Annotated in this window: 28 protein-coding genes; all 28 read right to left on the reverse strand. The window is 61.0% G+C overall.

Annotation, left to right across the window (positions count from 1 at the left end; translation table 11 throughout):
- Positions 1–3,105, reverse strand: coding sequence for a host specificity factor TipJ family phage tail protein (locus tag HP547_RS00180; RefSeq protein WP_172285187.1), 3,105 nt, complete (start codon positions 3,103–3,105; stop codon positions 1–3).
- A complete protein-coding gene (locus tag HP547_RS00185; RefSeq protein ID WP_172285188.1) occupies positions 3,077–3,478 on the reverse strand; it encodes a hypothetical protein in 402 nt (133 codons plus the stop codon). The genes HP547_RS00180 and HP547_RS00185 overlap by 29 nt, the downstream gene beginning before the upstream one ends.
- Positions 3,478–3,963, reverse strand: a complete 486-nt coding sequence (locus HP547_RS00190) for a DUF1833 family protein (protein ID WP_172285189.1) — start codon at positions 3,961–3,963, stop codon at positions 3,478–3,480. The genes HP547_RS00185 and HP547_RS00190 overlap by 1 nt, the downstream gene beginning before the upstream one ends.
- A complete protein-coding gene (locus tag HP547_RS00195; RefSeq protein WP_172285190.1) occupies positions 3,960–7,352 on the reverse strand; it encodes a phage tail tape measure protein in 3,393 nt (1,130 codons plus the stop codon). Before HP547_RS00195 ends, HP547_RS00190 begins: the two co-directional genes overlap by 4 nt.
- A gap of 43 nt (positions 7,353–7,395) precedes the next feature.
- Positions 7,396–7,536 carry a hypothetical protein gene (locus tag HP547_RS00200; protein ID WP_306139469.1) on the reverse strand — a complete coding sequence of 47 codons (141 nt, stop codon included), beginning with the start codon at positions 7,534–7,536 and terminating at the stop codon, positions 7,396–7,398.
- 107 nt (positions 7,537–7,643) lie between these two features.
- Positions 7,644–7,973 carry a hypothetical protein gene (locus HP547_RS00205; protein ID WP_172285191.1) on the reverse strand — a complete coding sequence of 110 codons (330 nt, stop codon included), beginning with the start codon at positions 7,971–7,973 and terminating at the stop codon, positions 7,644–7,646.
- Positions 7,974–8,013: 40 nt separating this feature from the next.
- Positions 8,014–8,517 (reverse strand): hypothetical protein, encoded by a 504-nt coding sequence (locus HP547_RS00210; RefSeq protein ID WP_172285192.1) that lies wholly within the window; start codon positions 8,515–8,517, stop codon positions 8,014–8,016.
- A 55-nt stretch (positions 8,518–8,572) separates the two neighbouring features.
- On the reverse strand, positions 8,573–8,959 hold the full coding sequence (locus tag HP547_RS00215; RefSeq protein ID WP_172285193.1) for a DUF3168 domain-containing protein: 387 nt from the start codon (positions 8,957–8,959) through the stop codon (positions 8,573–8,575).
- Positions 8,952–9,527 carry an HK97-gp10 family putative phage morphogenesis protein gene (locus tag HP547_RS00220; protein WP_172285194.1) on the reverse strand — a complete coding sequence of 192 codons (576 nt, stop codon included), beginning with the start codon at positions 9,525–9,527 and terminating at the stop codon, positions 8,952–8,954. The genes HP547_RS00215 and HP547_RS00220 overlap by 8 nt, the downstream gene beginning before the upstream one ends.
- 3 nt (positions 9,528–9,530) lie before the next feature.
- Positions 9,531–9,701: a hypothetical protein gene (locus HP547_RS00225; protein WP_172285195.1), complete on the reverse strand. Its 171-nt coding sequence runs from the start codon at positions 9,699–9,701 to the stop codon at positions 9,531–9,533.
- A gap of 8 nt (positions 9,702–9,709) precedes the next feature.
- Positions 9,710–10,036 (reverse strand): head-tail adaptor protein, encoded by a 327-nt coding sequence (locus tag HP547_RS00230; RefSeq protein WP_081011189.1) that lies wholly within the window; start codon positions 10,034–10,036, stop codon positions 9,710–9,712.
- Positions 10,033–10,374, reverse strand: coding sequence for a head-tail connector protein (locus tag HP547_RS00235; RefSeq protein WP_172285196.1), 342 nt, complete (start codon positions 10,372–10,374; stop codon positions 10,033–10,035). The genes HP547_RS00230 and HP547_RS00235 overlap by 4 nt, the downstream gene beginning before the upstream one ends.
- Positions 10,375–10,377: 3 nt before the next feature.
- Positions 10,378–10,914 carry a hypothetical protein gene (locus HP547_RS00240; RefSeq protein ID WP_172285197.1) on the reverse strand — a complete coding sequence of 179 codons (537 nt, stop codon included), beginning with the start codon at positions 10,912–10,914 and terminating at the stop codon, positions 10,378–10,380.
- Positions 10,915–10,962: 48 nt separating this feature from the next.
- Positions 10,963–12,144, reverse strand: coding sequence for a phage major capsid protein (locus tag HP547_RS00245; protein WP_016485706.1), 1,182 nt, complete (start codon positions 12,142–12,144; stop codon positions 10,963–10,965).
- Between the two features lie 2 nt (positions 12,145–12,146).
- A complete protein-coding gene (locus HP547_RS00250; RefSeq protein ID WP_172285198.1) occupies positions 12,147–13,004 on the reverse strand; it encodes a head maturation protease, ClpP-related in 858 nt (285 codons plus the stop codon).
- 16 nt (positions 13,005–13,020) lie between these two features.
- Complete coding sequence (locus HP547_RS00255; protein ID WP_172285199.1) at positions 13,021–14,319, reverse strand: phage portal protein; 1,299 nt, start codon at positions 14,317–14,319, stop codon at positions 13,021–13,023.
- A 150-nt stretch (positions 14,320–14,469) separates the two neighbouring features.
- Positions 14,470–16,149, reverse strand: coding sequence for a terminase large subunit (locus HP547_RS00260; RefSeq protein ID WP_172285200.1), 1,680 nt, complete (start codon positions 16,147–16,149; stop codon positions 14,470–14,472).
- A 3-nt stretch (positions 16,150–16,152) separates the two neighbouring features.
- Positions 16,153–16,653: a terminase small subunit gene (locus HP547_RS00265; RefSeq protein WP_172285201.1), complete on the reverse strand. Its 501-nt coding sequence runs from the start codon at positions 16,651–16,653 to the stop codon at positions 16,153–16,155.
- 157 nt (positions 16,654–16,810) lie between these two features.
- On the reverse strand, positions 16,811–17,149 hold the full coding sequence (locus HP547_RS00270; protein WP_172285241.1) for an HNH endonuclease: 339 nt from the start codon (positions 17,147–17,149) through the stop codon (positions 16,811–16,813).
- Positions 17,149–17,472, reverse strand: a complete 324-nt coding sequence (locus HP547_RS00275; RefSeq protein WP_172285202.1) for a phage holin, lambda family — start codon at positions 17,470–17,472, stop codon at positions 17,149–17,151. Before HP547_RS00275 ends, HP547_RS00270 begins: the two co-directional genes overlap by 1 nt.
- Before the next feature lie 275 nt (positions 17,473–17,747).
- Positions 17,748–18,464: a DUF4339 domain-containing protein gene (locus HP547_RS00280; RefSeq protein WP_172285203.1), complete on the reverse strand. Its 717-nt coding sequence runs from the start codon at positions 18,462–18,464 to the stop codon at positions 17,748–17,750.
- Positions 18,465–18,657: 193 nt separating this feature from the next.
- Complete coding sequence (locus HP547_RS00285; RefSeq protein WP_172285204.1) at positions 18,658–19,047, reverse strand: antiterminator Q family protein; 390 nt, start codon at positions 19,045–19,047, stop codon at positions 18,658–18,660.
- A gap of 11 nt (positions 19,048–19,058) precedes the next feature.
- The gene (locus HP547_RS00290; protein ID WP_172285205.1) at positions 19,059–19,385 is read right to left on the reverse strand and encodes a hypothetical protein; all 327 of its coding nucleotides are present in this window, start codon (positions 19,383–19,385) and stop codon (positions 19,059–19,061) included.
- Positions 19,382–20,671, reverse strand: coding sequence for a site-specific integrase (locus HP547_RS00295; protein WP_172285206.1), 1,290 nt, complete (start codon positions 20,669–20,671; stop codon positions 19,382–19,384). The genes HP547_RS00290 and HP547_RS00295 overlap by 4 nt, the downstream gene beginning before the upstream one ends.
- Positions 20,668–21,096 (reverse strand): VRR-NUC domain-containing protein, encoded by a 429-nt coding sequence (locus HP547_RS00300; RefSeq protein ID WP_172285207.1) that lies wholly within the window; start codon positions 21,094–21,096, stop codon positions 20,668–20,670. Before HP547_RS00300 ends, HP547_RS00295 begins: the two co-directional genes overlap by 4 nt.
- Positions 21,093–21,392, reverse strand: coding sequence for a DUF1364 domain-containing protein (locus HP547_RS00305; RefSeq protein WP_172285208.1), 300 nt, complete (start codon positions 21,390–21,392; stop codon positions 21,093–21,095). The genes HP547_RS00300 and HP547_RS00305 overlap by 4 nt, the downstream gene beginning before the upstream one ends.
- Positions 21,392–22,129, reverse strand: a complete 738-nt coding sequence (locus HP547_RS00310; RefSeq protein WP_372242838.1) for an ATP-binding protein — start codon at positions 22,127–22,129, stop codon at positions 21,392–21,394. The genes HP547_RS00305 and HP547_RS00310 overlap by 1 nt, the downstream gene beginning before the upstream one ends.
- Before the next feature lie 46 nt (positions 22,130–22,175).
- Complete coding sequence (locus tag HP547_RS00315; protein WP_172285210.1) at positions 22,176–23,030, reverse strand: replication protein; 855 nt, start codon at positions 23,028–23,030, stop codon at positions 22,176–22,178.
- Between the last annotated feature and the right edge of the window lie 40 nt (positions 23,031–23,070).

Consider the following 23,070-nt stretch of genomic DNA (forward strand, 5'->3'; position numbering starts at 1 on the left):
TCAAGCGTCCTCAGGTGCAAAGTTGTCGTCATCCGCGTAGACACGCGCGTCGTAGTTGACCGCCTCCATATCCGCCGAGTAGTCCCCCGGCTCGATGGACGTGATGAGGACCGGGTAGCACCACCTGGTAGAGGTGCCAAACAACAAGTGCGGCGGCTCAATCTCCAGGGAGAGGTCCGGTGCGAAATCAATCGTCGGGATGATTACTCGGTAGTCGTCCAGCCGTGCTGCTGCCCATGGCCCGCTGACAGAGCCGTCTGGCCGTCGAACCGCAAGAACGTGAGACTTCCCGGCCTCCCAGGTGAACGGCTCACTGCTCTCAACGATGACCGGCCCTTCACCTTGGGAGCAGTCGACCATTACTGCGGACTGGGCATAGCCGGGAATGTCGTCTGCCACGGCGTCGTAGCTGAGGTAACCGCTATTGAGCGCCGAGAGCTCAGTGCTCCAGCTGTAGCTTTTGGTCTGGTAGACATGCGCCCGGCGCTGCCGCATGCCATACCGCCAGGCGCGGTCGCGGTCGGTTACGCCATCGAGCGTGATTTCCTCTACCCTCTGGAATGCGTCGCCGGACAACTTGCACTTCACCGTTTCCTCCGCCCAGGTCTTACCGTCTTGGTACTTAATGAGCACCCCGTCGTAGTCATCCGGCGGCGGCGTTGTGAACGCTCGCTTCAAGGAACTGGTCATGTTCTGCGGCGTGTACATCTTGCCGATCTGGGTGCGCAATTCATCGCGCACAGGCGTGATACGCCCTCGCTCGAGTGTGAACTTAGCGAAACCAGCCTTCAGCGCATCATTCAGGGCATCCTTGACCGTGCCGGCTTCCTCGACCGAGAAATCGAAGTAGTCTCCGCGACTCTGCCAAGTGGCGCCGTAGCGCACGAACTCTTCGATATCCAGGTCGTCATCGGTCGCGCCTGCATCCTCTGCAACGTAATGGACCCAGGGCTCGATGTTCCGGGTAGCCGTAGGCTCGGACCAAGACCCATCGACCAGCACCGGCAGCTTGCGCGTGCCGATCACCGACACTTGGCTCTCGGACTGCGCCGACAGCTTGGTACCGCCCCGGGCATAAACAGCGATCACCGTCACTCCCTGATAGCGCAGCGGCGCCTTGTCGATCCTGGCGCGCAGGCCATACCACTGCACCCGGTCCTGCTTGGTGTTGGCAGTGGACTCCTCGCCGATTCGGCGAACCCGCATTTCGCCGCGCATATAGGCCGGGAAAGTGACAGCTCGGGTAAACGCGATCTGATCCCGCCGGGTTGCGGTGAAGGTCCAGAATACAGAGGTCCATCCCCCTGCCGTGCTGACATCGCGATACTGCGCTTCGACCTTAACGCTGGTTGCTCGCTGGTTACCGTTCTTTTCCGTGTAGCGAATCAGGCCGCTCGGGAAGAAGAAGTCCAGCTCCACCCGGCGTACAGTCTCGCCTTCCGGGCAGACCACGAACGACCCCGCCCAGTCGCCTTCAGTGGTCGAGCCGTCCAGCACAGCGCTCACGCCATTGCTTTGGATTGCGTCGAACCCATCCCATTCATCGTCAACTGCACCGGTGTCGGTCAGGCGAACAACTGTGATCGCTGAAGGGCCGTGGCTCTCGTCCTCTGGGGTCTCGTCGTCATCTTCTGCAGAGTCGTCCGAAACTTCCGTGATCCGGTAGCGCATGTCGCGATACCCGATCGAGGAAAGCAATTCACCGGTTTGCAGGCCAACAGCTGGAGCACCGCCGTCGTAGGCCATGGTCATCCAGGCATACTGCCCCTCCGTTGCAGCCTCCGACTTCACCCCCGTCGCAAAAACGGGGCTCGCACCCAGGATGTCGACGACGGCGCCGGCCAAGGTCAGTCCGGTGCCGGTGAACGGCGCGGCCTTTTCCGCAATCCTCAACCGGCCACTGGATGCGCTGGCCACCAACGGCGTGCCTGCCAATGCGGCGTTCACCGCAGTCACCAGGCCGGCCAGGTCAGTGGTGGCAGTGTTCAAGGCAACGGGGAAATCACTGGTCCCGCGAAATACCGTAAAGCTCAGCGGCGTCACATTGAAGTCGAAGCGCGTTGGTGCAGCGCTACCGGTGACCATAGAGGCGCTACCGGGCACTGCCGGCGTGCCTGGCACTTCTGGCGTATAGCTGGCCACCACGTATTCACCCGCGTTGGCACCCGAAATCTCGATGCGCATGCCGAAAAACGGCAGAAGCATGGGCAGATGCGGGCCGCTGACAACAGTCGCGCTGCCATCAACCGGCGCAGTGAACGTGTACGGGTACGGCACCTCGATGCGAGCGATCATTCCGCTGTCCCAGCCGAGCGGGAACCAGCCAGCCCCCTCCGGAACGGTCAGCACATGGTCGGCAACCAGCACCGATTCACCCGTAAACTGCTGGGCAACGGTGGTGGTGGTCGTGAGCGTGAGCCCCGCCCCGCCGGTGCTGGTTGAACCAACCTCGGTGGAGTTGTGCCACCAGAGACGGGCCGGCTCATCAGCCAGCGACTCGCCCGGTCCATAAATCCGGTACCGCGCGGTGCTGCCGAGCGATGCGATCGGGGTGTCGCCAATCTTCACGTCGGTGGGATTGATCTCGAACTCACCAACGCCTACACACAGCAGCATCTCCACCCACTGCTCCGTCTCATTGACGAAGTAGTGCCGAGGCGGCACCAGGTAGTCGGGGAAGATCCGCGTGCGGCCGGCGACCTCCCGGATTATGTCCCCCACCTTTACCTGGTTACCGGTGGTCTTCGCCAGGTTAAGGCTCTGTCCCTTCTGCGACTTGTTCGTCTGGGTGGCCAGCGGCTTCTGCGTGAGCATGATGACGCCGACCGCCACCACGGCGGCCACCACCGCCCACACAGCCACTTCAAGGCCTGTGCCCTTGGGCTCCGGGTAAATACGGACGGTGTCCAGCGGGGAAAACTCGGTCTTGCCCCAGCGGTCAGGTGCAATGAATACCCCGTTCACCTCAATGCTGATGGGCGGCGAGGAACGCGGCACATACCCTGGCACGTTGCGCTGCAGCCACCCTTCGATCGTCATCACCTTGTCGGTTTTGTGGCGCTCCAGGGGAGAGCCCTCAAGCTTGCTCGGGTAGAATTCGATCACGGTGATAACTCACTTTCAGGTACTGGTCTTGAAATCGCCGAAGCGGCTTGATGGTCGCCCCGCTGGGCTTCATCTCCAAGCCATGCAGCCGTCCTTCTGCCTCGACGATCAACGCAACGTGGATGCAGATATCGCCCCGCCAGACGCAGGCGATTGCGCCAACTTCCGGATCGCAGCGCTCCATGCCGGCGGCTTCGTGGTTGACTGCCCGGGTGAACTCCATCGGCATGGTGTTTCGGACATAACCCCAGCTGGGTAGCAGCCGCAGGCCGTACACCTCATGACGCACAGCCCTGGCCATCCCCCAGCAATCGAAGCGCGCAGGGCCGCGCCCGCCATCCTCGTAGGTGGCGGTCAAGTAGCTGTCGAACATCACACGTACCTAAGGCAGGGGGCGAAGCTCAAGTTGTACTTGCGCCTTGGCCAGGCCAAATTGATGTAGTCGGTGTAACCAGCCTGCAGCTGCACGCTGGCCCCTTCCATGAACCCGCTGAGCACCGTCATCCGGTACGGCATCTCTGCGGGTGCGGACAAGTCGGACGACATGAAAATCCGGAATACCAGCGTGATTTTCTTCCGGGCCTCCAGCGCCTGGTCGATCAGCTGCTGAGCTACGCCGGTGACGTTGTCGATTGCAAAAGTCAGCGTCTGGCTACCACTGTCGTCACGTTTGGGAAGCGCTGCATCGAAGGCAGCCGCGGTGAACTTCACCTTGGCACCTGTCTCCAGCGTGGCCACCACATCATCGAAGCCCGCGCAGATGTAAATCGGCGCCGGCCAGGCTGGGCAGCGAAGCTCAAGGGTCGGAATGATCCATGCCTTGCCGCCAGAGGCGTACAGCGTTGCAATTGCGGTCATCGCCCCACCCTTTTCGCCCCATAGGTTTGTTCGTAGGCCTTGGCCAGCACGCCGCCTTGGCGGATGTTTGCCACGCAGATATCAAGGATCTGGCGACCATCCGGGCCCGTTGACATCTGAACTTGCCCTGCCCGGCTGGCATCCTCGTACAGGTTGACCTGGGGAGCAGGTTGCGCCGGCGCCGGCCTGCCAGCGGCCACTGAATCAGCAGCGGGCGCCGAAGAGCTGCCGGGGCCGCCAACGAAGGCAGCACGGCCGTCGCTTATGGCCTCCAGAGTTCCAACCCCGATACGCGCCGTAGCCTCCGCATCGAACACATACTCGCCGCGGTGCACCGGGCCGGCGACCTCATCCTTGCGGCCATGGCCCGTGTAGCCGCCATCCATGAAGCCCACGCCCGACATCGCGGTCATGCCCACGGCCGAGGCCAGCGGGTTGGCGATGGTGAGTGCGGTGGCCATTGCACCTGGAGCCAGGGCCGGGCCTACGATCGGAATGGCCGCGGTCGAAGCAAATGCAGCCAGGCCGGCCTGCAGAGCTGTCGCCTGGGCGTTCGCAGTCATCATCCCGGCAGCGCTTGCCTGGGTGGTTTTCCCGACAATCAGCTGGACGCCCTGATAAATGAGCCATTGGGCGGCCATGTCGGCCAGTGCATTGAGCACCGATCTCGCAAACCCTCCGATCATGCTGTTCAGGGCATCACCAGCATCCTCGGCGCCGGTGGCAACATCGGTCATGAAGGTGCTCAGCTCGCCCCGGGCGCTACCCAAGATGCTGGTGGTGGCATCAGCTGCTTGGGCCGAGTAATTCCTTGCCTCGTCGGCATAGTTCGCCCAAGCCTCGCGCACCCCGTTCATCCAGTTGGACTGCTGCTCGTCCACGGCTGCGTAGTAGTTCTGTTGATTCTCGAGCTGCTTGTCTAACTCCTGCTTCAGGATCTCGGTTTCACCGGCGTACAGCTCTGGACTGATCTGCCCAGTGTTACGCTGCTCGTTCAGCGATTTGAGATCCGCGACATACTTCTGCCGCAGGGCAAGCTCAGAGCGCATGCGATCACGCGCCTTATCGCCCAAGCCGATACCAGCAAGCTCCTGATCGAAACCGTCAGCCTGGGTTCGGGTGCCACTCTGCTGCGCGGACCTGAAGGCGCTGAGCTTCAGGTCATCTTCATTGGCCTTCTTGATCTTGTTCAGCACGTCCAGCTCAGCAGCGAGCTCAAGCAGGCGTTTCTGCTGGGCTTTGGACAGGTTGCCGAGCTTCCCTTCCTGGAGCTCGAAGGAAAGCTTGGCGACCTCAGTCGCATCCTTCTGCTTGTCGCCAGTGGTGTTGATCAGTTCAATCTGGCGCTTGTAGCCTTCCTCGGCCGCGTCGAAGTCTTTCAGCTGCTTTTTCGCAGCCTGTTCGGACTTGGTCTCACCCTCGCGCTTGGCCTTATTGGCCTTATCGTTGGATTTCTTCTGCGCCTCGATGGCGTTGGCTGCCGACAGAATCGCCTTCCGATCGGTCTCGGTGAGGTCTGCATTCTCGGCGATGTAGCGGTTTGCGATCTTGATCGCGTCGTTGTTGTCTTGCAGGCCGCCGAGCTGTTTCTGCAGGGTTTCCAGGTAGGTCTGGCCGGCGCTGCTCATGCCGGTCTTCGCGGCATTGTTCGCTTCGGTCGCGACTGTGTTTTCCTTGGTAATCCCGGTGAGGACGCGCAAGGTTTCCGCAATCAGGCCTGAACGCTGGTCAGCATCACTGACGGCGCCCGCCTGGGTGATCCACCCCTGCAACGTAGCCGCTGGCAGCTGGAAGCGTGCCCCCACCTCCTTGAGGATTGGGGCAAGGTCTGCACCCGAAGACCGAGCCTCATTCAGCCGGTCGATGATTCCTTGGTAGTCGGCCAACTGCTTGTTGTACTGACCACCCGAGTCCCGAACAGGTGCTGTTACTGTCGCAGAGCGTATGGACTGGGCAAGGTCGCCATAGGCATCTTTGACCTTGTCTGCGGCGTTGATCTGCTCCTGTTGCCATTTCACCAGAGCGGCTTCGCGCTGGTCCCGGTTGAGTTTCTGGAACTCCTCCCGCAGTTGGGATACGGGCTTTTGCATGTCCTCCAGGCTGACCCCGGCCTTGTCCGCATTGTCGCGAAGCAGGAGGAAACTTGCCGCGGCGGTGCCGGCGAGAATCGCCAAACCCATGGGCCCACCCAGGCCAGCAAGGAGACCGGCTGAAGCTGCTTTCAATCCAGACTGAGCTGTTGCTACTGCGGCAGTTGCCGCAGCCTCCTTTGTCCGCGCCGTTGCGAGCTGAAGGGACATTTGGGTCTGAACTGCGGTACCGCGCGCCGCAATAGCCTCCCGCTCAGCAAGAATGGTGGCAGTCTGAGCTTTCCGTTGATCCGCTATCGCCGCCTGCAGGGTTGCCTCAGCCTGGGCAATGCGCGCAGCACGGTCAGCCCGCGCGGCCTGCACGGCAAGTCCGGTCTTCGCAACGTAGTTGGTCAGCGCAGCAGCTCCAACGCCACCCATGGCCACGGCCACCAGGTCCACGTTGTCAGCGAGGGCAATTAGCACGTTCGCAAACCCTGCAACTATGCCGGTTTGCTCTTCCATGCCACCCAGGAATACCTGAATGGCGTTGCTGATGTTCACCAGCGCATCTTGCACGCTGGTGGACATGTCGGCCGCAGCCTTGCGGTTGGCCTCAACAGTCTTCAGAAGGCCAGTGTTGATATCATCTATCGAAAGCTTACCTTCATTACCGAGCTTCCGAATCTCGTCTGCACCCTTCCCGGTGGCGGCGGCTATCGCGTCAACAATGGTAGGCATTGCTGTCTGGATTGACTGCCAACCATCGATCTCTACTTTACCGGTCTGCAGCGCTTTCGAGTACGCATCAAGCGCGGAGCCGGCTTTGTCGGCAGCGGCGGCGTTGGTCACTAGCAGGAAGCTGAAGCTGTCGGTGATGTCCAACGTCTCTTGGGTGTTGAATCCCAGGCTACGCATAACGTCCGCAGTGCGGATATACAGCTCTTGCGCTTCTGCCAGAGGCCGGTAAGTTTCCTGGGCAGTTTGCAGCAAGTGATTTTGGACCAACTGATACTCGCTTGCGCTACCGGCTGCAGCCTTCATCCTGTCAGACATCTGCCCGTAGGCGTCGACTTGCTGAATGATTCCGCCGATCAGGCCGGCTCCGGCCACGGCCGCGAAAGCACCACGAACGCGAGTACCGGCTTGCTGCGCTGCGGCGCCTGCCCGATCAAAAGCAGAGTCGACCTTCGCCAAACTCTGATCAATCGCCTGGGATGACCGAGCGACCAACTGATCAGCATTGGCCAACTCTCGACGCAGCTGAGCCGTGGTCGCCTCAATCTGGACCAGCATCCCCTGGACCTGTTGGTCGGCCATGTAATTCTCCAGAACGAAAAAACCCGCCGGAGCGGATGTTGAGCTATGCGTTTCGGCCCGTCAGCGCCTGGCGCAGCTTGTCGGCCACGGCAGAGGCGCTGGGTTTCGGCTTGGCCCCTTGCGCCTTTCCTTTGCCGAAGGGGTTGGTCATCTGCGACCACTCCAGCCTGGCATCCAACGCCATGAACAACTCGGGTAGCGGCGTTCGCCAAGCCACATCGGGTTGCCAGCCAAGCCAGCCCGTTGCGATCGAGTACAGCCGGTCAACGTAACTTCCGTCTTCGATGACGCTTACGCCGTCCCGGCTTGGTCGTTTCCCGGGTCTTTGCCGCGCGGGTTGTACAGCGCGACCAAGTAGGAGTTCAGCTGCGTCGACACATCAAGAACGCCGTGCTGCCAGACTTGCTCTGGCACTGCCTTGGCGGCCTTATCGTCGAGGCCGGCACCGGCCACCAGGATGGCGGCGCAACCGTCGACGCTGAGCGAGTTGATAGCCTGGGAGGCGCCGCGCAGTCCGCCAAAGCGGCTCTCGATCGCCCGCACAGCCTTGAGGGTTGGGGTAAGGGTGAATTCTTCATCACCCAACTTGACGGTAACGGTACCGTGCAGCGTGTTGTTCATTGATCAGGTCCTGTTAGGCCGGGGCCGAAGCCCCGGGCGCTTATGGGGTTACAGGGGCCGGCAACAGCTCGAGGATTTCCGAGTTGATGCCAAAGGTGATGTTGCGGCGCACCACGTTGTCAGCGGCGCCGGCCGCAACGGTGTTGTTCATCACTTTCGCGCGGTAGTAGAAGGTGGTCGGGCTGATTGCCGGTGATGCATCAGGGTCGCCGTCGTTGAGGGTGACCTTGATGTTGTAATCGCCCTTGCTGCGATCCTTGTGGGCGGTCTTGACGGCATTCTGGCCAGCATCACCGTTATCCAGGCCCACGGTCATGGTCATGTCGCCGGCATCAGCCGTGCCCTTGTACTTGCGCACCCGGCCATCCTCGAGCGACGTAAAGGTCACGCTGCTGAAGGTGTCGCCGAACTCGCCGAGGTCTTCGATTTCACCAACACGCACATAGGTGTCGGCCTCGAACTCGGTTTTGGTGGTCGCGCCGGTCTTGCTGCCAATGAAGAGGCGGCAGCCGGCGGCTGTATTGAGGTTGTCTTCTGCGGGCATGGGTGATCCTCCAAAGCCACGTTGGATAGAAGCCGCAGCGCGGCCAGTGGGTGATTCAGTGAGTGGTGATCACACGGACGGTGATCGACCCCTGGTAAGTGATGCCGTCGGCATCGCGCTGGGCGTCGGCCTGCTCGACCCGAACGGACACGGCACGGCCGACTTCCAGCGGCAGGCGGCGCTCGTCCAGGGCGGCGATAACCTCGCCGTTGATGCGTTTGACCTCGGCCTGGCCCACGGAATCGGACCAGACGGACAGATACAGCAGGCGCGTTTCGCGCTTGCGGCCCGAGATTGGGCTGCTGTTGACCGAAACCTCTCGATCGATGGAGACGTACGGCATTTCGGCGTTCAGCGGCGCGCCATCGTATATCGGGCAGCTAACCTCCGCCTGAAGCCTGGCAAAGATGGCCTCTTGCAGAGCCAAGGATGGATCAGCCATTGCCTACCCCCTGGCTTGCCTTGCGCAGCGTGCGCCGGACGGCTTCCTCAAGATCCGCCATGACGAACTCGCGGTTGACGTCCAGAGACGGACGCAGCCACGGGTGTGCGGGCCTGGCAGGTATGTCCGGATACTTCCCGAAGAAGTGCTGCCCATCGGACTTGTTCTTCGTGTCGCGCTGGCGGATCGAGTTTCGCCGGCCTTTCAGTTGCGACTTGTCGCGGTTGTTGGTGTGCACGCCGCCGATCGCGTTCCGGTCAGCTCGCTGGTACATGCTGCCGGAATAGCCCTTGGTCCCGTACTCAAGGAACCGTAGGTAAAAGAATCGGCGATTGTCTCGCTTGCCCCGTATGCCCACCTGAGCATCCAGCCCGCTGGGGGTGACGTAGACACGCAGGGCGGCTGCAGCAGCGCCGGTATCCTTGGGGATCAGCTGTCGCTGGGTTTCGAGTACCCGCGCGGCTGCTTTGGCCATGGCAGGCTGCAACTCGCTGTCCATCGTCTTGTGGATGTTGCGCAGCGTCCGGCGTAGCCGGATGTCACCGCGAAGGCTCGACCGGCGCGCCATACCCTACTCCTTGGCCGGATCAGCCTTCGGGAGCTTCGCGGCCTTGTCGGTGACCGCTTCAGCGTACCCCCGGGCAATCAGGCCTTCGCCATAAGCCTTGTCGACCTCGAACTCTTCGCCCTTCTCGCGCTCGCCAGACGCGCCGGTCAGCGGGCCCAATGCTCGAATTTTCATCATTCACCTCATGGGTTAGGTACCGATGAGCAGAGAAGCCTCATCAAGGAGTTTTCGTTGTCAGGCAACACGGCCTCAACCTGGTAGGTGATCCCCCTACGTGTCAGGCGCGATCCTGCGACGATATCTGGGCGCGGCCTGCCTATGATTTCGGCAGTTACAACAGCACTCAGCTTTTCAGCAACCGCAATGACTCGACCGCTTGGGGTGCGAACCTCACCCCACATTTCAGGGCGAGCAGCAGGCAGCCACGTCACTGTGGCGCCCCCGGATTTATTCCTCTCCTCGTGTCGATGAGCCACCTGTAGCCGATGACGCAACGGGCCGGCCCTCATACGCCCCACCCAATCCGGTGAGGCGTCAGGAGTGCCACCGAGCCTTTGGGCAGCTCGGTGGCAATGGTTCCGATCACAACGTCCTCGCGGTTGGCGTAAAGATGGCCAAGGATCAGCAAGCAAGCAGCCTCGATCGGCTTGTTGCAGACCATCGGCGAGTCACCGGCATCCCCGGCGGCGACAGCCTCATCCAGCGCCTGCTGATCGACGTAAAAACGGCGGTTCAGATATTCCATCGCCTGCCCCTCCGCCGCCTCGACCAGCAGCTCCAGGTACTGGTCATCATCATCGGGATCTCGAAGGTGATGCCGGGCAATGGACATACTGATAACCGGCATCATCTACTCCTTCAGCGGTTCGAGTGATGCCAGATTCCGCTGCACCAGTTCCTCCGCATGCCGGCGCGGCACCTTGTACGCTGGACCTCCGCGACGACGAAGCTCACCCTCGTCCATGTACGAACGCAGCGGATAGATCTGAAGGGACGCTGGGTTGGAGTTGGCCCGATCATCTAGCGCCAAGTCATCAGCGCCGGCGCCGCTATCTGCCAAGACTGAGGCGGCTTGAGCGACGGCTTCGGATGCGGCATCGGCAGCGTCCGTCGTAGAGATACCGGCACCCTGCTCGCCTGTGACGCAATCCAACCCAGTGCCAGCGGCCGCCTGCCCTTCTGCCGTCAACAGGCCCGAGTCCTCCACCGTGCCTGGAGCAGTTGCAGGTACGCCCGAATCAGCGGATTCGCTAGCGTCTGGAACGATCACTCGGCTAGGCGAAAGGGGCAATCCGGCAGCTTCAGTCGGCCCGCTGCTGGAATCAACCGTCGATACCGAATCCTTAGCATCAGCCGTCGAGGCTGGTGTTTCCTGTTTACGTGCCATTGGATTACTCCATTGCGGCGCCATTTCTGGCGCCGATCTGCGGGATGGTTAAGGCGTGACCAGCGGGCCAGTAACGAATGCTTCGTCGCGATAGATGGCAAAGGCCAGGCGCTCTTCAGCACGAATCGTTGCCATGTTTTTCTCGAAGTCATCACTGTTCTCGGTCGAGATCAACACTTCGATTTCCATGCGGTCGAAGATCTGAGCGCCGAGCTTGAAGGCACCAACCAAGAAGTCGTTCTGGGTCATGGCCTGGGTGGAAACCACCGGACGATTCCACAGCTTCGCGTTGGTGCCTTCTTGCGGTTGACCGATGATGTAGCGGCCTTCCCCGTCCTTGGTCAGCTCAATGGCCGCCCAGTCGATCGGGTTGAGCACGATGCCGTCCGATGGAAACTCGGCCAGTTCGGCCTGCAGAAGTGCCAGGCGCAGGCGGTCAATGCGCTGCTCGCCCACCACAGCAACGCCAGCTGGGGCGGCGTACAGTTGAGCAACCGTCATGAGGCCCTGCAGGTTCACCCCGGTGCCGTTGCCGTAAAGCAACTGAGCCTCTTCAGCCATGTTGAGGCCGTAGCGTGCACGACCGTCGATGTAGCTCTGCAAGGCCTTGGCATCGTCCAGCATCTGCCGGCTGGCTTTGAACAAATGGGCGATGGTCCTCACGTTCGCAGTGGTCAGGCCGAAGGTCAGATCGGAATACGGCTTGGCAGTCGTCTCCGCCACGGTGCGGGCGTTGTTGGTGAAGCCAGTCTCACGCACGTACTCGATGGAGTTCGATTCTGTGGTACCCGGCGCGACCAGGTCGCGAACGGTCAGTCGCCGTTGAGCCGGGGCAATGATCCCCGGCAGGCGCTGAGTCTGCACCAGGTCGCCGCCGGTTGCGGTGGTGATGGCCGCACGCGGTACGGAGACACGACGAGAGCCGCGGAAGGACGAGTTCATGTCCTTCATTTCTTCGCTTTCGATCACGAGGGCGCCTACCGATTTCTGCGGTTCCTCCTGATGGTTGCGATCCCGGCTTGCGTTCACGAGCTTCTGCTCGGCCTCGCCCAGTCGCGCCTGAAGCTCGCCCTGCTTTGTCAGCAGTTCATCAACCTTGGCGCGGGTTTCGGTATTCATTTCACCGGAGGCCTTGATCTGCTTCTCGGTCGCCTCGGCCTGGCTTTTGATCTGATCGCCAATGCCCTTGAGGCTGGCGTTGAGTTCCTTGACTTGGGCTTCAAAGTCCATGGTCACTTTCCTTTCAGAGAATTGAGGAGATTGGTTGCCGCGCTCAGAGAGGCGGAGAGGTCTGGCGCGACAGCGCGGGGCTTATCGGGCGGGGCAGCGTTATGCGTACCCCCGCCGGTAGCGCGAGGCATACCGGACTTGAAACTGGCGAATAGTTCGCGGCGCTCGGAGCGAGGCATGCCACCCTTGGCCAGCGCTACATCCATGGCCTTGAGCGCATTGGCCTGCGCGGCATCTTCGGTTTCGCGCTCGGTTACTTCAGTGGACGACAACAGCCCGGTGGCCAGGCCAAGCTCCACGGCACGCTTGCCGCGGATGTAGGTTTCGTCGTCCATCAGCTCGGCCATGTCTTCTGTCGACTGGCCGCTGGTCTCGGCATAGAGGTCTGCCATCGCGGCGTCGAACTCCTCCATGTCGTCAGCGATGTCGCGCAGGTAGTTGCGATTGCCGGCAAGCCAGGTCCAGCAGTTGTGGATCATGAGGAAGGCGCTGCTGGCCACCTCGCGTTTTTTGCCGGCCAGGAACACAATCGACGCAGCGCTAGCCGCCATGCCGAGCACCTTGGTGGTGACTTGGTGGCTGTGCTCCTGCAGGCGGTTGTAGATGGCAATGCCTTCGAACATATCGCCGCCTGGCGAGTTGATGTAGACGGTGACATCACGCTCGCCTATGGCCCGCAGCGCGGCATCGACTCGTTTCAGCGTGACGCCTTCGCCATACCAGTCTTCGCCGATCACTCCGTAAACAGTAATGGTGTCCGAGGTGTTCTCGACGGCCGCCTGGATCGCGGGATTCCATTTTTCGAGCGCGCGCGGGCTCATCTCGCTGCGCAGGCCGCGAGACTGGATCTTGTGCTTCATGGATTGCTCCCGTGATTTACTTTTCCGGCTGTTGGAGCCAGTTCATCAGTGCGGCCCTTGCGGCCTGGCTATCGTTTTGCTTGCCCAACTGGTCAAGTGGCACCAGGTTGGATTGCACCGTCAGTACATCGCCACCCGGCATGCTCGGAAGGTTTTCTTTGCGACGGCCCTCGTTTCGGGTCATGTAGCCGTTCTGCCCCATTGTGCTGAGATAGGCAGCGCGACCGGCGCTGTCCGCGCGCAGGAACGCTTCAAGTGAGTACTCTGCGTAGAACTTGATCCGGTCAACAGCCGTCATGCACCACTTGTTCACGCACTGCTCGATCGGCGCCGTAAAGGACATGATGCAGTAGGTTAGGAACGCGATCTGCTGCTGTTCCAGCCCCGTGCCCCAGTTGCTGCCCTTGTCGGTCTTCATCACCATCCAAGGCGGGACGCCGAACCAGCGGCAGATTTCCTCGATGCTGTGTCCTCTCGACTCCAGCAGCTGAGCATCAGCAGGGTTGATGCCGATCATTTCCGGCTTCACACCTTGCTCGAGCACGGGGCTCTTGCCGGCATTCAACGCCCCAGAGATCGTCTTGACGTACTCGCGGAACTCAACGCGCTGGGCAGGGTTCAGCGTTTTGTCCACCGAGAACGCGACCGTAGGCATCATGCCGTTGCGGAACGTACTGTTGGCGGCGTCGTCTGCTGACATTGCAGAACCGAACACATCCGCGCCGTAACGAATGGCGGAAAGTCCAACTCGGCCATCCAGGGTAAACGCCGGGATGTGCAGCATGTCTTGTCGCAAAATCTCCCGGCGCGCGCCCTTTCGGGGCCTGAAGAAATACCTGAGCCGTCCATCGTCGTCGAACTCAGGATCGACTCTCGACGGCATCAGGAAGTCCAAGGCGATGACGCGTCCAGCAGAGCGATGGATCTCGCAGTAGGCGTTGCCCCACAACAGCATCGAGGCGACCACTGCCTGCCAGAAATGGAAGGCAGCCATGTCTTCGTTGGGGCTGTTGTGAACAACGTCGTACAGCGGGAAATCGCGGGCGCTCTCTCGACTACCATCGGGCATCCGCCGATAGATGCTCAATGGCAGGCCGGCTACCGAGGTCGAGATGATACGGACGCATGCCCACACGGTGGACAGGCGCATGGCCTTGTCGACGCTGACTGACTTACCGCTACTGGACTGGGCACCGTTAAAGGCACTCCAGAAGCCGCCATCCGACAGTTTGATAGTCTTCCCCAGCCACTCACTCATGCTGGCTGAGGGTTTGGTGGCAGCAGCACCCAATGCCTGGGATAGGGTTTTAATCACTGACAAGCCCTCTGCGGATGAAGCCAGCGATGCAGAAGAAGCTCAGCGATCCGGCCAGCAAAGCCCAGCCGGTACCAGCCAGCATCCAGACCCCGCTGCATGCCAAGCAGAAAGCGACCACTGCGCAGGCGATGAAAATATGAAATGCGTTCATGCGATCAGTGGGTCCCGAATTCCAGCCATAAAGTTGTCCATTCCCCCACGCCCCTCAGGATTGAGGCTGATCAGAGAAACGGCGTTGAATGTAGCCATGAGCGGATCGATCTTGGCCGTGCCCGAGGCCTGCTTGGTGATCAAGAAGGCGTTGGCCGACGGCACGCCTTTGGCGTTCCCGCACGACCAGGCCATGAGCGGCTGGCCGCAGTGCAGCAGCGTGCCCTCGGCAAGCTTGCGTTCCGTGGTCTTGATCGCGCCGGTCAACTTCCAGCCTTGGGAAATGCCAACGATCTTGTCTTCTTCGACGCCGGCATCTGCCAAAGCATCAAGAACGGAGCCAATGCCAGCCGGGTCTAGCCCGACCTTGTCCAGCAGGCCCGACTCATTGATGCGCTTAACGATTGCAGCGAATTCCTCGACGTCATCGCCGATGCGCTTGACGATGGTCAAATCGCCAATCGCTTCGAGGTCCTTAAGCCTGGGCGCTTCGGACTTGCGCCGCTCAAGCACCGAGGGGTGGGCCCAGGCATGCGCCCAGTGGAACCACCGTCGCGTACCTGTCTCTCGGCCTACGACAGCAAGCCCGAGCAAGTCGTCCAGGCCGCCGCCGTCACCGCCCACATCAATGACCTCGCACCGCTCAAGGATCTGCTCCAGATTGAGCCATGTGGCCGCCTGCGGCTCCCAGAACTCTGCGCCCACCCAGGCGTCCGACATCAGGGCCAGGCCGATCTCGATGTTTAGGTGCTTGGCCAGGAAACCACGCAACTCAGCTTCGCCGTCGATTTCCGCTTGCATGAACAGGCGTTCAAGCGTGGGGCGATCCACCGAGAACCCCATGTTTGGGTTCACCAGGTGGAAGTTCTCGGGCTTGCGCGCAGCGCCGCTGTCGATCATCTCTTTCGAGAATTCGTAGATGATCGGCAGGAAGCGATTGTCGTTGATACGGCCATCACGCACGCCGCGGGCATAATTCAGCTTCGACCGGAACACCCCGGCCGGCGGCTCGTTCGATTGAGTGGTCAGCCAGATGACAAAGCCTTCAGGACGGGACAGCAGGCCACCGGTGGCCTCCCGGATCATATCAGCGGCTTTCGGATTCTTGCCAAACAGCCAAGCCTCGTCGATCAGCACGCCAACGGCCTTCTTGCCGCCCACCACGTCGCTATCAGCGGCGACGACCTTCAGCGTGGCGCCCGTCTCGCGGTGAGTGATCAGCCGAAGGTGTGGCTGCACGTGCAGCAGGTCCTTCAGCTCTTCGTCGTTGTTGACCATGTCCTTGGCTGGGACGAAGGCGTTGTCGGCAATTTCCTTTGTCGGAGCGAGGATGATGAACTCCGCCGACATCCGCCAGTTGCGCACTAGGGCCGTCAGCATGATTGCAGCGGCGATGGTTGACTTGCTGTTCTTCTTCGGGATGCAAAGCATGAACTCCCGAATCAGGCGCTCGCCTGTTTCACTGTTGTAGCTACCGAATACAGCCCCAGCGAAAGCCAGCACCCACGGTGCGCATGCACTCTCGATAGTTGGACTGCCCGGGGCGTCGACGATGCGAAGCCCCTTGAAAACCTCAAGGCTCTCTTCAGCCTCCTGAGGGAACAGCGGTTCAGGGATGATCGATTCGCTGGCAGCCAGGCGCCGCCACCAATCCGGGCAGGCCGTGGTCCAAAGCATGTGTCACCCCTTGACGACAGTGAGCGGCGGTTTGCTCTGGGAGTACTTGCCCTTGCCGGCCTCTTTCGCGGCTTCCGCCTTCTGTTCTTTCTTGCCCGTTTCGGCCTTCTTCCCGTGGATGTACGGAACGGCCGTCTGTGCGGCGTTCCGCCGGTCAAATACTTTTGCCCGTGGCTCATTCATCAGTGCGAGCAGCCAAACCAGCGGATCGTCGGTTGACGGCAGGCAGCTCAGGAACTCGCCATCGGCTTCGTTGACTTCGGGAGGGTCTTCAGCTGGCTCATCCGCCTTCGATTTTCCCCTACGTTTTTTGGGCTCAGGGTTAACACTGAGCTCTGCCCGACGAGCCAGGATGGCGGATGCGATCTTTGGATCACTGGCCCAGCGCGAACCAGCGGCAGCAGCCGTCGAGGGCTTGCTGCCCGCAGCTTCCGCCGCTTCTTTGTTGGACGCGCCCTTAGCCTTAGCGTCAACAAACTGTCGCTGTTTGTCTGTTAACACCATTAACAAAAACCTTTAGGGGGGAGAAAAATGTCTACGTGGGGTCGGAGGCGGTCTAGCTAGATGAGAATCCCTAACTTTTAACCCCCTACCCCTTTCGTGGCACGTCATTGGCGTGCCTTTAGCTCAGCGCGTTGGGTTTCGGCGATCTGCTGACGTGTCAGCCACCCAGCCCCGCCGCCTCCTCAGCCTGCTTGACGGAGTCGTGGCAAGGCTTGCAGAGACTCTGCCAATTGGCCTCATCCCAGAAGAGAACCATGTCTCCACGGTGAGCAACGATGTGGTCGACTACCCTGGCCACAGTTGTGCGGCCGTTCCGCTCGCAGTAGACGCACAGCGGGTTGTCGCGCAGGTACCGTTCTCGGGCTTGCTGCCACTTGTAGCCATAGCCGCGCTGGGAGCTGGTCATGCCGCTCCGCCAGCTGCCTGGCGTGGCCACCTTGACCCGCGAACCTGCGCTTTCCTTGATGCGAGAGCCGAGCGTCCTGAGCCGGGCCATCATCCCTGCGCCTTGCGAGACAGGAAAAGGTCGGAGTAGACCCGAAGCTTCTCCACACCCATGAAGCCGACCATACCTCCGGCAAAGGTGGCCATGCCCTGGGGCAGCCCCATCCATTCGAGCAGCGGCACCAAGGCCAACGTGATGAGGCCGCACAGCGCGCCCTCCAAGAACATCTGTCTCCGTGTGCCGCCGCCATACACCACCCGGAGGACGGCGATCGCAACGGACAAGCCAGCAGCACCCAGTTGAGGCTGATGGGCCAGCACCCCAGTGAGCACAGCGGCCCACAGGCTAGGATCCTTCTCGGGCATGTTCGGCATCTCGGTTCCTCCCTTTTGGGGAGCGGAATAGGTTCGGCCCCAACTGCACTCCCAGCTCGGGGCAATGGGTGTGGTGGAGCCGAAAACGAAAAAGCCCCGGCGAATGCCGAGGCCTTGAATATGGTGCAGATGGTCGGTGCGTACCCGGCTGACTCCCTCTCGTACTGTTTCAGCGAGCCTAGCGGGGGCGAGCGCCGCAATCTGCCATTAATCCATGGTACTCATCTGCATAAACGAAAAAGCCCAGCACTTGGCTGGGCTTCGCGAGGGTGCGCTTACTGTCGAGGCACTTGGACAAAAATGTTGTCACCCTTTTTCTGGATGGTGATATCTATCTCATTCCCGTTGTCCAGGAGCGCTGTTGCGCGATAGAAACCGGATGACGGCTCATCATCGATAGTTACCGCTATACAGCTCGACCGTTGGAACAACTGCTTGTGGATGATATCCGTCACCAGCGGGCAAGCAGCGTCTTCGATAGCCGAATCGCCACCAGCGGCAGCCAAAGCAATCGACACAACAAAAGCAGCAATCCATGCAAAGAAATAGTTCTTTTTGTGCCCAAGCAGGACTGCCCTCTTCCACAGGTAACCAGGGACGATAAGCGCCCACCAGGTTGCTGGGGCAGAGTGCCCTGCTGCTTTCAGACGTCTTTCATCGGCAATACAGAGACCAATGTTCAAGATCACAAACGCCCACCAGATAGCGGCTCCTGAGATCAGTTCAATCACGCCTCCGACCAGTTGAACACCCACCAACGCCCACACGAACCGGTTGTCAATGTCCGTAGCAGCGAGTGGCGGTGGGCCTACCGGCTTGGGGATGCTAGATGCCAGCACCGTTTCCTTAAGCTCAACCCAGTCACCCGCACCCTGCCAGACTTTCGTCTCCGGCTGGATAGCGCTGGTAGATGCAAAGCCATGCATCTGCTCAAGCGTAAACGGTCCCTGTCTCGATCCATTCAGTGCGTAGTACCAGTAAGCGTGCGACATTTTTCCCTCTTGAGTATCGGCAACACCATTCAAAAATAGATGGCTACATGACACTATCGGCGTGAGCTGTCGAACCTTTAAGGACGTAAGCAAAAAACCCCAGAGCTCAATGCCTGGGGTTTGTTTGTGTCGCGTTGCTTGCAAGCTGGACACGCTGCTATGAAAACAGGTGTTTATCCGCGCGGAAAGCTTTTTATGCAGCCTCTCGCAACTGCTCCAAAGCGCAGTCAATCCAAGCCACTCCGGTATTGATCAGCTCGCGGGCCTTGGCTTCGCTCATCTTGTGCTCGCGGGCGATCCGCAGCGCCGGCCACTTAGCACCGAAGTACAGCCAGACGAAGCCGCCCATCTGCGGGTTGCGCTTGTTCAGCCTGGCTACAGCGCCATCCACCGCAAGCGCCAGGTCGTCCGTGATCACGTACTGCTTAAGCCCTCCTTCCGCTGGAACGTGTTCCTTCATAAGCGCATACAGCGGGCATACGTACTGAGGCACGCCCATGCCATCCATGCGCCACCAGCCCCATTGCTCGAGCATGTAAGCGGTGTCACCAAGGGCCTTGTCTACGTAGGTTCGCTTTTTCATGTCCTTCCCCCTCAATCCCCGGTGTAGTTGGTGCCGCCGGCGCCGAGCCGGTTGCCTTCCTGATAATTCCGATCTGTGCCCCACGCCTTCCTGAGCGCTTCGCCGCTCGCAATGAGGCGCTGCTGGTAGATGTTCAGCAGCAAACCCAGCTGAGTTACGAGCACCTCCGGCGGCAATGCCTCGCCCGTGTCAGCCGAAACCCAACCTGAAGCATGGCAGGCGGCGCAAGGCAGCTCATGGAACACCCCCATGACGACCGCCTTTCCCTTGCAAACATGGCAGTGTTTTAGATCGATCGGCTTCGCCTTGAAGGCAGGGCCATGGCTCTTCCCTGTCACTTTGAATCCTCGCTTATGGTGGATACCGGAAGTCCGTCGAAGCCCGCGCGCTCTGCGGCCTTGCAGAGAATCCATGAATCCATTGATCTATCACCAGTCAAGCCGTGAACCGAGGCGAAACCCTTCTGATCAAGGTGGGCGTGCCACTTCTCCAGCGCCTCACGCTTGCGGCCCATGATGTCGGACTGGACGTACACCTTCACGTTGTGGCCCATGGCATGGTTGATCAGCAGCTCACCCACCAGGTGGTCGACGCCCAGGTCAGCCCAGCCGGTGCGGGCCAGCTTGCGCAGGTCGTGACTGGTCCACTCGCCCTGCCCCATGACGGTAAACACAGCGGACGCCTTGGCCTCGCTCATCGGCTTGCCCTGGCGCCCCGGGAACAGAAACTCGCCGTCGTAGCCTTCGTTGCGCTGGATCTCGCGGTAGGCCATCAACAGGAAGCGCACCTGGTCGGTCAGCGGCAGGCGGTGCTGCACGCTGGTCTTGGTGTGCTCGGCCGGAATGAACCACTCCCGCTCGGCCAGGCTGATATGGCTCCAGCGGGCCATGCGGGTTTCGCCCAGCCGGGTGCCATGGCACAGCATCATCAGGGCCAACACGCCATGCTGCGGGCGGTGCGCCAAGGTGCTCTTCATGCGGGTCATCAGGTCCTCAAGGTGCACACCACGCAGGCGCGACGGCTTGACCGTGACCTTGGCCTTGGAGAAGTCACCGAAACGGATGCCGGCCATGGGGTTGGAGCTGATCAGGCCGAGCTTGAAGGCCTGGCGGAACGACAGGGCCAGTAGCTGGAACACCAGTCGCACGTAGTCGATCGACAGCGACTCTTGCAATGGCCACATCAGCTCGCGGTCGAGCAGCGCCTTGTCGATCTGGGCCAGAGGGATCTGGCCAAGGCGCGGCACCAGGTGCTGCTTGATCGCCGACGCCGCCGTGCTCTTGCGTTTGGCCGACAGGTTGCGGTCACGGGACATGCGCTCAGCGAACCAGGCCAGCAACTCGCCGGTCAGCACCCAGCTCGACAGGCTCGATCCCTCACCGGCCTCCAGGCGCAGGCGAATGTCCGGCAGCGCGGCGGCCACCCTGGCAGCGCTCAGCTCGGGGTAGGAGCCGATCAGGTTCCACTTGCCCTTGTGGATCAGGTACCAGGATCCGCGCTCGCGGGAACGGTGAAACCGGAAGTACAGGCCGTGGTTGCCCAGGGCGCGCAGGTCACGCACCTGGCCGGCGGCCTGCCGGCGTATCTCTGCATCGCTGATTTTCACAGCAGCGGTCTTGGTCATGCTGCAACCTCCGTTTTTGGCAGGGCCAGGTACGCCCTCAGGCACTCCATGGCGTCGAAATGCCCCTGACACACAACGGCCAGGTAGCCTTGGTCGTTCAGCCGGCGAATGCACGCTTGCTGGCTGGAAGAGACAGGCGCCGGGTCTACGGTCGCCTTGAATTCGATGTACAGGCCGAAGTAACCGCCGCGAGCCATGGTCAGGACCAGATCGGGGATGCCGGCCTTCACGCCCTGGGCTTTGAGCTTGAGCGCCACGCCCTTGTGCCGATGGCCGCCATTCGGTACGTGGTAGATCAGCTCGTACACCTCCGGATAGCGCAGCTGGATCTCTTCGAGCAGGGCAGCCTGCTCCTGCCCTTCCCGGTCGACGGGCTTGGCGCGGGCCGGCTTGGCCTTGAACGGGCGAAGGACAAGACCACTCATGCGACCAGCACCCCCTCGTTGATCAGCTGCGCCTGGGTGCGCACCACGCCTTCGAGGTGCATGAACCGCAGCTCGTCGTAACTGAACGCTGTCCTGCTGCGCGAATCGACCGCGTCATGGCATGCACTACAGGCCCAGGCGCCCTGCAGGTCGTTTGGTTTGATGCCAACGCCGCAAATGCCGGCCATGCGGTAATGCGCCAGGACGGTGGTTTCCGGGTTGCCGTTGCAGACGCCTGGGATGCGCACCTGGCACTCCCGGCCGCGCGCGGCCTTGGTCAATTTGCTTTGGCGCATCAGCTTCCCTCCCGGCCACGGTGCGACGACCAATCGAACGGCAGGACGATGCCCCCACCCTCCCGCAAGCGGTCCGCCGAACGCTCGCCCATTGCTGCCGGGAGCTCTTTCGCACCAAGGTTGGAAATCACGATGGTCGGCAGCATCCGCTCGTAACGGCCGTTGATGATTGAGAACAGTCGGCTCAGCTCAAAATCGCTCGGCGCCTCCTTGCTCGCGCCGACCTCATCCAACACCAACAGCGACGGCCGAATCAGCGCGTCGAGGATGCTCCCCTCGGTCTGCCCGGAACTGCCATCGAACGTGGCGCGGATGGCCTGCAGGATTCCGCCGAGGGTCCGATAGGCTGCCGTATGCATGGTGGTGGCCATGACGGCCTGGGCGATCGACACACCCAGGTGGGTTTTCCCGGTGCCGGGGTTGCCTACCAGGATGAGGCAGCGCCCGGCGGCCAGATTGGCATCGAACTCGGCGGCGTAACGCTCGCAGCGCGCCTTGGCCTTGTGCTGGCCTTCGCAAGTCGCCGCATAGCTGTCGAACGTCTTGTCCTTGAACCGCTTTGGGATCAGCGAGTCGCCGAGCTTGTACGCCAGATCCACGCGCTGACGCTTGGTGTCTTCGGCCTGGGTTTTGGCGACCTGCGCCGCCTTGCAGCCTGGGCAGGGCGAGCGGAAGGTGTGGCTGAGCACCTGGTGAGTGGTCGCCTCATACGGGCCATGCTCTTCGCATATGGCCATGGAGGTCACCTGCGGACCGGCAATGCTGGACAGGTGGACCACTTTTTCAGAACGCATAGGAGCCATCCTCCCGTGGAATGAGGCCATCGTGGTAGTCGCGGTCGTTGAAGCCGTGATGACGGCTGTTTGGCTTGCCCTGGGCGGGCGATTTGGCGAGGAATCGCTTGGTGATCCACTCAACTTCGAAGCTGCGCCACCCGCTGTCGATCACGACTTCCATCACCTGGGCTGGCTGAATACCCAGAGCCAGGCACAGGCGGAGTTTCTCGTTCAGACGGGCCCAGACCCGTTCGCTCATCTGGGCGCCCTTCGACTTACGGACCGCCAGGTAATCAGCGATCAGCGATTCGTCGAGGCCGTGCGGATTGTCCGCAAGCATGGCGACCTTTCCGAATGGCGCCTTGCGATCTTCCTTCTCCCGAGCCGGTTCCGGCTCGCTGGGGGGGCATGAAACATCTTCCGAAGGAAGATTTTCATAGGGGGTTTCTTTCTTAGAATAAAGAAGGGACTCGGCGGTTTTGGTCTGTTTCGACTCTTCGCCGATTCGGACCACTTGAGCCGAGTCGGCTGTTTTGGTCTGTTTCGGATCAACGTAGATCCAGTCTTTTGGATCATTCACGCCGATGTCACCCCGGGCCCCACCCTCACGGAATAGAACACGACGACGCAGCAGGCTGGAAACCGCCTTGGACACGGTGTCGGGGTGAACGTGGATAGCCTTCGCGATGTCGGTAGCCGGGATTCGCTGAGCGCCGGCACCGAAGTTGATGGTGGCCTTGGCCACGTACAGCACAATCTTCATCTCCCGAGCAGGGAGATCGATAGCCAGCAGGCCATCCATGAGCTGGTTGTCCATCCGGGTGAACCCCCTGGACTTGTCAAGTGGGACGATGTTTGTCATGCTTCAACTCGTTAGAAAGTTGTAGAGAAAGCCGCCCTGC

Source organism: Pseudomonas sp. CM27, assembly GCF_013179515.1.
Lineage (GTDB): Bacteria > Pseudomonadota > Gammaproteobacteria > Pseudomonadales > Pseudomonadaceae > Aquipseudomonas.